Below are 7,548 nucleotides of genomic sequence, written 5' to 3'. Positions count from 1 at the left end.
GCTGGCGTGCCTGGACGCTGGCGCTGGGTACGGTGATTGCATGACCATCGAGCACCAAGTCCAGTTGGCGGACGACATCCCAGATGGGCAGATTACGAAACAGGGCAAGGCCGATGACGAGCCAGACCACATGTTCAGCTGGCAGCTTGCGCCTGCGGATTGAGGCTTTACCGGACGATGAGAGGGCTTGTTCGATCCAGTCGGGGTCGATCAGCGTACTGAGTCGATCCAGATTGGTGGGGATCCGGCTCAGGGTATGTGCGAGTTCGTGGTGCAGGGGGGTCATGTAAAAAGAGGACGTGAATCACGTCCTCTTTTTAACTCAATACCAGCGGCTAGCGCTTAACTGACTGGCATTACCCGCATGGGGGCTTTTTGTTATCTGGCCCCCACGGGGGGGCTTGCTGCTCAGCCGGCGTCGGGCCCGAATCGCTCAAGCATGAAATCAACAAAGCTTGCGAGCTTGGCGGTCAGCTTGCGTTCTGGCAGATAGACGATCTGTACCGGAAACGTTGGCGCTGGCAGGTCTGGAAATAGCCGGATGAGCTTGCCTTCTGCCAGGTCATTTTCCAGCAGCATTTCCGGCATCAAGATGATGCCAAGGCCGGATAGTGCGGCCTCACGCAGCGCTTGTCCGCTGTTGATGTCGAGACGGCCGGGCACATGGACTGTTTGTTGCGAGCCATCGGCAAGGATGAAGTGCCAGTCGCGGTCGGGGCCGCTGTCATATCCAAAGGCAAGGCAATTGTGCTTGGTGAGGTCGGCCGGGACGGCGGGCATGCCATGCCTTGCCAGATAGTCGGGCGCTGCACAGGCGATGCGTGGCGAGGGGGCCAGTGGCCGCGCGATCAGATTCGAATCCGGTAGCAGGCCAACGCGGATGGCTGCATCGAAGCCACCGTCAACAAGATCGACCATGCGATCGCTCGGCACCAGCTCCACATGCACATCGGGATGGCGATCCAGATAGTCTTTCATCGCCGGAGCGAGCCTGTGTGCGGCGTAGATGATGGGTGCGCTGACCCGCAGGCGCCCGCGCGGGCGTGTACGCATGTCGCGTGCATCGATTTCTGCTGACTGAAGCTGCGCCAGTATGCTGACGCATTGCTCGTAGTAACTTCGACCAATTTCAGTCAGGTTTTGCCGCCGCGTGGTCCGGTTCAACAGGCGCGCGCCAAGCAGGTGCTCCAGTGCACGGATGTGGTTGCCGATCATGGTCGCAGTCATGCCGCTGCCTTCTGCCGCGGCAGCAAAACTGCCGCGTTCGACGACGCGTACGAAGACCGACATGCTGGCAAAACGATCCATTCATAAATCCTGATTATGAGTTAGGAAAATAACTCATCGTTTATCAAAAATACAGATGGAATCATGCTTTGCGTACGTCGTTTGACGCAATTCGATAAGGGACCATCATGAATTTGCAGAACAAGAAAGTGGTGATACTTGGCGGCACCTCGGGTATCGGGCTGGCTGTGGCGCACGCTGCGTTGGCGCAGGGTGCAACAGTTATTATTTCATCCTCAAACCAGGGCAAGGTGGCCGCTGCCGTGGCAGAACTCGGCCCACGCGCCCAGGGCAGGGTTGCAGATTTGACCGATGCCGCCGCCGTGGATGCACTGTTTGCCGGTATCGGTGCTATCGATCATCTGGTGTATACCGCTGGTGACAGTCTGCAATTGGGCGAGCTGGGGCACACCGATCTGAGCGCAGTGCGCAATGCGTTTGAAGTACGGGTATTCGGTGCGATTGCTGCCGTGAAAGCAGCAGCGCCATATCTCCAGAATGGCGGTTCGATCACGCTTACCAGCGGTGTTGCCAGTGCGCGGCCGCAGCAGGGCTGGACCGCTGGCGCGAGCATTTGCGGCGCCATGGAGGGCTTCATGCGTGCGCTGGCGGTCGAGCTGGCGCCGATCCGGGTCAATATCGTCAGCCCAGGTTTTACGCGTACGCCGTTGTGGTCGAATATTCCGGACCAAGAGCGCGAGGCGATGTACAGCCACGTTGGCGCCCGTTTGCCAGTGGGCCGGGTTGGTGAGGCCGACGATGTTGCACAGACCTATCTGTATCTGATGAACAATGCTTTTGCTACAGGGCAGGTGAGCGTGATTGATGGTGGTGGCGTTCTGATTTGAAATTTCCCGGCCGCGCGAGGTTTAGCTGGCGCTATGACGATTGTGCGGAAGCGATCCCGTCAACAGCCCCCGAAAGGGGGCTTTGGATGGTCTGGCGCTAACGCAAGCGAGCAATCTGGATCAAATCTTGCGATCTGTGTTAATAAAACAACGAGATATAGTCAGTTGGTGGCAGGGGGCGTGGCGCAGGTTATCTTGCGTGCATCACCCTTTGCGCCGACTGCCATGCTGCCTGCCACGTTGTCTCCCAAGGGATTATTGGCCAAGACCGGCTTTGCCGATGCCGAGTACATCAGTTGCGTGATCCCCGAGCTGCCGAGCATGGTGCATGCAATCCACGCCGGCCAGCATGATGCGCCGCTGTTGTGGCGGCAGTTGCGGGCGCAATACCCGGCATCGGGCCATTGGCCCTTGCTGGTGTGGTTTGTCGGGGCGCACCAGAGCTGGGAGCCTTGGCGTGAGGCGGCATTGCGCGATGTGCCTTTCCTGTTTCACCGGCAGGAATTTGCGCATGAATACGAGTACGGCCGCTCAAGGGCGCCCAATGACCCTGCGCAGATACTCGCCCACGCCCGGCTGGCAGAGCCCAGGCGCAGCATTGAGCGCCTGAATGGCAGCGCCGACGAATATCCCGATTTCTGGGCCGATCAGCTGGATAGGCTGCGGCAAGAGTACGGTAGTGCGCCCGACGAACTATCGCTGATCGAGGCCATGAAGCAGCAATCCGGCCCACCACAACTGGCTGCGTATCGGGTGCTGTTTGATTGGGAGTGCCGACAGCCCGTGCGAACGGCCGAGACCGGTAGCCCGTTCTGGTTTGATCCGGACCATGGCGAGCACATGGCTGTATTGCTGATTCCAGTGGCAGACCCGGCAGACATCCTTGCCTATATGCATTGGTGGGGCAGCCCGAGCATCGGTTCGCCTGCTGTCATTGCCTTGCTGCGTGATTGGCAGCGGCAGCACGGTGCCGAGTTGATGTGTCACTACGGCACCATGTTGCAGTTCAATGTCACGCGACCGATACAAGATCCGCGTGTCGCGTTCGATGTGGCGGTGCAGCTCGAAACGCTGGGGATGTGGAACGACTTTCGCGATACCGCCTGGGCGTTGCTGGGAGCCTCTCACTGGCATTTGCACAACCGGCCCTAGGCGCGTGCGGCCTGCTGCACTCTTGCCGATTCATCCGTCACCTTTGCCGTCTTGAAGAGGGCTTTGTTGCTGTTTGAGCTGTGCTAGGGCCTGTTAACACTTATTTCACGCTTGCGTTCGGGGTAGTTCGGGATGGAGCGCAAGGGGCAGAACGCGCCGCGGTACGGGTACCGCAAGCGGTTTGCAAGGCAGCGAACCGCCCGAAATACCCCGAACCCGCGGGCTGGGCCGAAAAGAGGTCATCTACGGCGTTACGCGCCTTGGCAATAACCGGTTATTGCCTGCGTTGCGTGCCTTGTAGCTGACCTCTTTGCGGCCCAGCGCAAGCGCGAAATAAGTGTTAACAGGCCCTAGTGCTGTTCCGCCAGCGTGCCCTGATGAAACACGGCCAGCCAGCCTTGATCCGTGTTGCGCCAGATTGTTGTGCGGCGGGAAATACGCTCTGCTTGCGCCAGGGTATACGTCAGCAGGTAAAGATCTTCGGCCAGTTGCTGGCAGCGGGCATCAAGCACCCGCCATCGGGCTGCCGGTTCGCGGTAAGCCGGGTCGGCATGACGGGTGAGCAAGGTATCCAGCACCACCTCGCGGCTATAGCGTTGCCCGGATGCACCGATCTCGTGGAAATCCGCTGCCATCATCCGCTCGAAGTCGGCCCGCTGGGTGCCAAACTCGGGGCGGTGAAACAGTGGCTCGCGCCGGAGCAAGGCTGCGAGGACATCTGCCGGGTCGGTCAGGTCTGCGCCGTTGGTCTGCATGCGTGCTCCCCTGAATGATGATCGGGCTGGCAGCCTGTGCTTGCCACCGTCTGCATCATGCAGCGCCGGATGCGGGTACGACAAGGTGGCGTAGTGGCGGGTATTCCTCGTGTGCGTTTGATGTGGCGCAAGGTGTCGCTGGCGGGGAGGCGCTAAGGTGGTGTAAACGGGGCGATGGGCCTCGCATCCATGGGAGCGCAGGCATGTACGACAAAATCATGGTGCCCATCGACGATAGCCGGGTTGCCGAGCGGGCGCTGAGCGAGGCACTGGCGCTGGCCGTGCCGCTGAAAGCCAGCATTCGCTTGATCCATGTGATCGATGCGACGCGGATCCGGACAGCGAGCGGCAGCGCCGCAGCCGCAGAGGCTGCACTCAATGCCCAATGCCGGCAAGGGGAGCGATTGCTGCTGCAACTGGGCAAGGTGGCAAGCGCTGCTGGCGTCAGCTTCGACAGCAAATTGCTGGAGGCTGAAGACGTGGCGACCGAAGAGGCGATACTGGCCGAGGCGCGCGACTGGGCGGCCAGGCTGATCGTAATGGGCACGCATGGCCGCAGCGGCTTTCAGCGCCTGGTGATGGGCAGCGTGGCAGAGAACACCGCCCGACTGAGCCCGGTGCCGGTATTGCTGGTGCGCATGGCCGAAGAAGCTGTGTTGCAAGACAGTGCCGTGGCAGGCTGACAAGCGCCGTTCGCCCAAGCCGGACGCTGTGCTGCAGTGGGTCCGGTACAGCATGTGGTGCCCGCATCGGCGCGCGCCAAGGAGAGCATCATGTACAAACGCATACTGGTTCCGCTTGATGGCAGCCCGGCTGCCGAAAAGGGCCTGCAGCAAGCCATCCCGCTTGCGGCCACGCTGGGCGCGGAATTGCGCCTGTTCCATGTCATCGATTTGCATCTGATCTACATGGATGTCACCGGCATGGGCAGTGCAGCCGTGCTGGGCGATTACGAGCAGCGCTTGCGCCAGCTCGGGCGCGATCTGTTGCAGGCCGCCCGTGAGCAAGCCGAGCAGACAGGCGTGGCTGCGGATGTGCGCATGGCAGAGTGCTATGCGCCGCAAGTAGCCGAGCTGATCGTGGCCGAGGCCAGCCGCTGGCCGGCAGACCTGATCGTGATGGGCACGCACGGCCGGCGCGGTTTGCGCGGGCTGGTGATGGGCAGTGATGCCGAAAGCGTGCTGCACGTCAGCCCGGTGCCGGTGCTGCTGGTGCGCTCCGGCCAGTGACCGGCGCTACTCTCAATCGGCCGGCACGGTCCAGGCCGGGTTCCACGCCACCTCCCACAGGTGGCCATCCGGGTCGGCAAAGTAGGCGGCATAGCCACCCCAGAAGGTATCCTGCGCCGGTTTGACGACGCGTGCCCCGGCAGCGGCCGCTTGCGCCAGCACGGCATCCACCTCGGCCTTCGAGCTGACATTGTGGCCGATGCTGAACTCGGTGCTGCTGGCCGGCACACGCGGCAAGCCGCTGTCGTGCGCCAGGCTGGCGCGCGGCCACAGTGCCAGCTTCAGCCCGCCATGCAGCTCAAAGAACGCCACCGCACCATGCTCGAACTCGGTGCCAACGATGCCTGCGGTGGCCCAGCCCAAGCCGTCACGATAAAAGCGCACGGCCACTTCCAGATCGTCAACGGCCAGGGTCAGCAGGGTGATGCGGTTTTGCATGGCAAGCTCCGGTTGCAGCGCGGCGGGGTGAGTATGCACGGGTGGTCTGCAGTCAGCATGGACGAGGGAAGCCCGGAGGGGAAGCCCTGAACGAAGCCATGCTGGCAGGCATTTCTGTCCTGAACCTGCGGCAAGCCTGCTGGCCATACCCATGCATTGGGTATGGATTTTTGCGTGCAAAACATGACCCAGTGCGGCTCGCTACGGCGAAGCATGGCAGCGTAGAACAAGGAGGGAGGAGGGTATTAAAGTGACGCGTATTGATCGCCGTCTGTGATCATGCAAGCTTTGCATAAAGCCACTGTCTGGATGGATTTGAGTTTGATGGTTGTTTGGCAGGGCCGATATTGCAGCCGGGAGAGCGGTTTTTCACTGTACCCAATTCCAATCAAATGCTTACTTTGTTTGTTATTTATGTGTTATAAAGCGGGCTGATTTTGCTGAGGGAGGGTGTTGGTTGCGTGAGCTTGTTCGCGTTTCCCTCCCCGTATGAATGATGACTTGTGAGATGGATAATGAAAACGTGGTGTCGAATTGGTATTTTGGTGTTGGGCTCTTTGCTTGCTGCATGTGGTGGCGGCAGTAGCGGCGAAAGCAGCACTGCCCAGCAGAGCCAGGCGCAGCCCCCCAAAGCCCAGGCTGCGCCGTTGCGGCAGGTCGGTGCGGGTACGGTCATCGATAGTTTTTCCGGCACCGGTTTTTATTGGGATCCGGCTCAGGCCGGCACCGGCTTGATGATTGAAGAGCAGGGTAGCAAAGCCTTCCTGGGTCTGTTCGTTTACGATGATCAAGGTAATCCGGTCTGGTATACCGCTACAGGGGATCTTCCGTTTCTCAGTGGGCCGTCGTTCAGCTTTAACGCCACCTTGCAGTCTTATCGCGGTGGGCAGCCACTTGATTCGTCGGTGTCCAGCGTGCCAGTCGCAACGAACGTTGGCCAGATCAGTGTCACCTTCTCCTTCGACAATACGATCGGGTGGAAAGCATCCGCCGTTCTGCCGGGTGGCCGCGTCATGAACGCACAGCGCTTCCAGATCTCGCCGGATAAACCGATCACTGCGGCCAACAACGCTCGCATTGAACGAGGTTGGTACTGGAACGCCAGCAAGAGTGGCCGTGGCTGGGCCGTTGAAGTGCAAGGGGATCAGGTGTTTATGGTTGTGTTCCATTACAACGCCGATGGCACGCCAACCTGGAATGTGGCCAATGCCAATATTGCATCCGGTAAAGTACAGACTGATTTGCTGGCCTATCGTGGCGGGCAAACATTGACCGGTAGCTATAAAGCGCCGTTGGCGCCTGTCAAGGTGGGGCAATATACGCTTGATTTCCCGCAAGATCGTACAGATTGCACCGGCAGCGCCACATTGAACAACCTGCCTGCCGAAGCGCTCAGCAAATTCGCGTTTGCACCGAATGGCTTGCTATGCCGACAGTTTTTCAAGCTGGTGAATCCGCAGTAATCATGAAGGGCGTATCGGTGATGCGCCTTTTTTGCCCCAAGATGAAGCCCTAGCTGTGAAGGTTCAATAGGTTGTTGCGGGTGTTCACCCGGTGAGATTTTGAGAGACTGGAAATCGCCAAACCCCCAGTCACTACAGAGCCCCGATCCGGATGAACACCCATAAGAATGCCCGATTGACCTACCTTCGTCGCCTTGAAATGGTTCAAGACATCACCCAGCGGCGCCACACCGCGGAACAAGCCGGTGCCACACATGGCGTCAGTGCCGTCACCGCACGCAAATGGCTGGCCCGCTACCTGGCCGGTGGCGCGCCCGCATTGCTCGACAAATCCTCACGCCCAGCCCGTTCGCCACGCACCATTTCGCCCGAGACC

At 60.1% G+C, this 7,548-nt stretch carries 10 protein-coding genes; 6 read left to right on the top strand and 4 right to left on the bottom strand.

The window, feature by feature from the left end:
- The coding region (locus B9A19_RS21655; protein ID WP_217807147.1) for a transposase domain-containing protein at positions 1-286 on the bottom strand (286 nt) is incomplete at its 3' end.
- A gap of 122 nt (positions 287-408) precedes the next feature.
- On the bottom strand, positions 409-1,308 hold the full coding sequence (locus B9A19_RS21650; protein ID WP_084093225.1) for a LysR family transcriptional regulator: 900 nt from the start codon (positions 1,306-1,308) through the stop codon (positions 409-411).
- 107 nt (positions 1,309-1,415) lie between these two features.
- Here B9A19_RS21650 and B9A19_RS21645 point away from each other — a divergent pair, with 107 nt between their 5' ends.
- Positions 1,416-2,135: an SDR family oxidoreductase gene (locus tag B9A19_RS21645; RefSeq protein WP_084093224.1), complete on the top strand. Its 720-nt coding sequence runs from the start codon at positions 1,416-1,418 to the stop codon at positions 2,133-2,135.
- A gap of 195 nt (positions 2,136-2,330) precedes the next feature.
- Positions 2,331-3,287 carry a DUF4253 domain-containing protein gene (locus B9A19_RS21640; protein ID WP_176217061.1) on the top strand — a complete coding sequence of 319 codons (957 nt, stop codon included), beginning with the start codon at positions 2,331-2,333 and terminating at the stop codon, positions 3,285-3,287.
- Between the two features lie 350 nt (positions 3,288-3,637).
- Here the strand turns inward: B9A19_RS21640 and B9A19_RS21635 are convergent, their stop codons facing one another.
- The gene (locus B9A19_RS21635) at positions 3,638-4,042 is read right to left on the bottom strand and encodes a nuclear transport factor 2 family protein (protein WP_084093222.1); all 405 of its coding nucleotides are present in this window, start codon (positions 4,040-4,042) and stop codon (positions 3,638-3,640) included.
- 203 nt (positions 4,043-4,245) lie between these two features.
- On the opposite strand from B9A19_RS21635, the gene B9A19_RS21630 reads away from it, so the two are divergent.
- Together B9A19_RS21630 and B9A19_RS21625 are read left to right on the top strand one after the other, a co-directional pair.
- Positions 4,246-4,725, top strand: a complete 480-nt coding sequence (locus B9A19_RS21630) for a universal stress protein (RefSeq protein WP_176217060.1) — start codon at positions 4,246-4,248, stop codon at positions 4,723-4,725.
- A 90-nt stretch (positions 4,726-4,815) separates the two neighbouring features.
- A complete protein-coding gene (locus tag B9A19_RS21625) occupies positions 4,816-5,271 on the top strand; it encodes a universal stress protein (protein WP_084093226.1) in 456 nt (151 codons plus the stop codon).
- 12 nt (positions 5,272-5,283) lie between these two features.
- Here the strand turns inward: B9A19_RS21625 and B9A19_RS21620 are convergent, their stop codons facing one another.
- Complete coding sequence (locus B9A19_RS21620; RefSeq protein WP_084093220.1) at positions 5,284-5,709, bottom strand: VOC family protein; 426 nt, start codon at positions 5,707-5,709, stop codon at positions 5,284-5,286.
- Between the two features lie 515 nt (positions 5,710-6,224).
- On the opposite strand from B9A19_RS21620, the gene B9A19_RS21615 reads away from it, so the two are divergent.
- The gene (locus tag B9A19_RS21615) at positions 6,225-7,172 is read left to right on the top strand and encodes a hypothetical protein (protein ID WP_139799058.1); all 948 of its coding nucleotides are present in this window, start codon (positions 6,225-6,227) and stop codon (positions 7,170-7,172) included.
- Between the two features lie 151 nt (positions 7,173-7,323).
- Positions 7,324-7,548, top strand: a 225-nt coding sequence (locus B9A19_RS21610) for a leucine zipper domain-containing protein (protein ID WP_139799057.1), incomplete at its 3' end; no start/stop codon positions are given.

It is taken from the genome of Andreprevotia lacus DSM 23236, assembly GCF_900176275.1.
GTDB classification, from domain to species: domain Bacteria; phylum Pseudomonadota; class Gammaproteobacteria; order Burkholderiales; family Chitinibacteraceae; genus Andreprevotia; species Andreprevotia lacus.
Note: the sequence above shows the minus strand (reverse complement) of the source record. Positions and strands in the feature narration are given on the sequence as shown.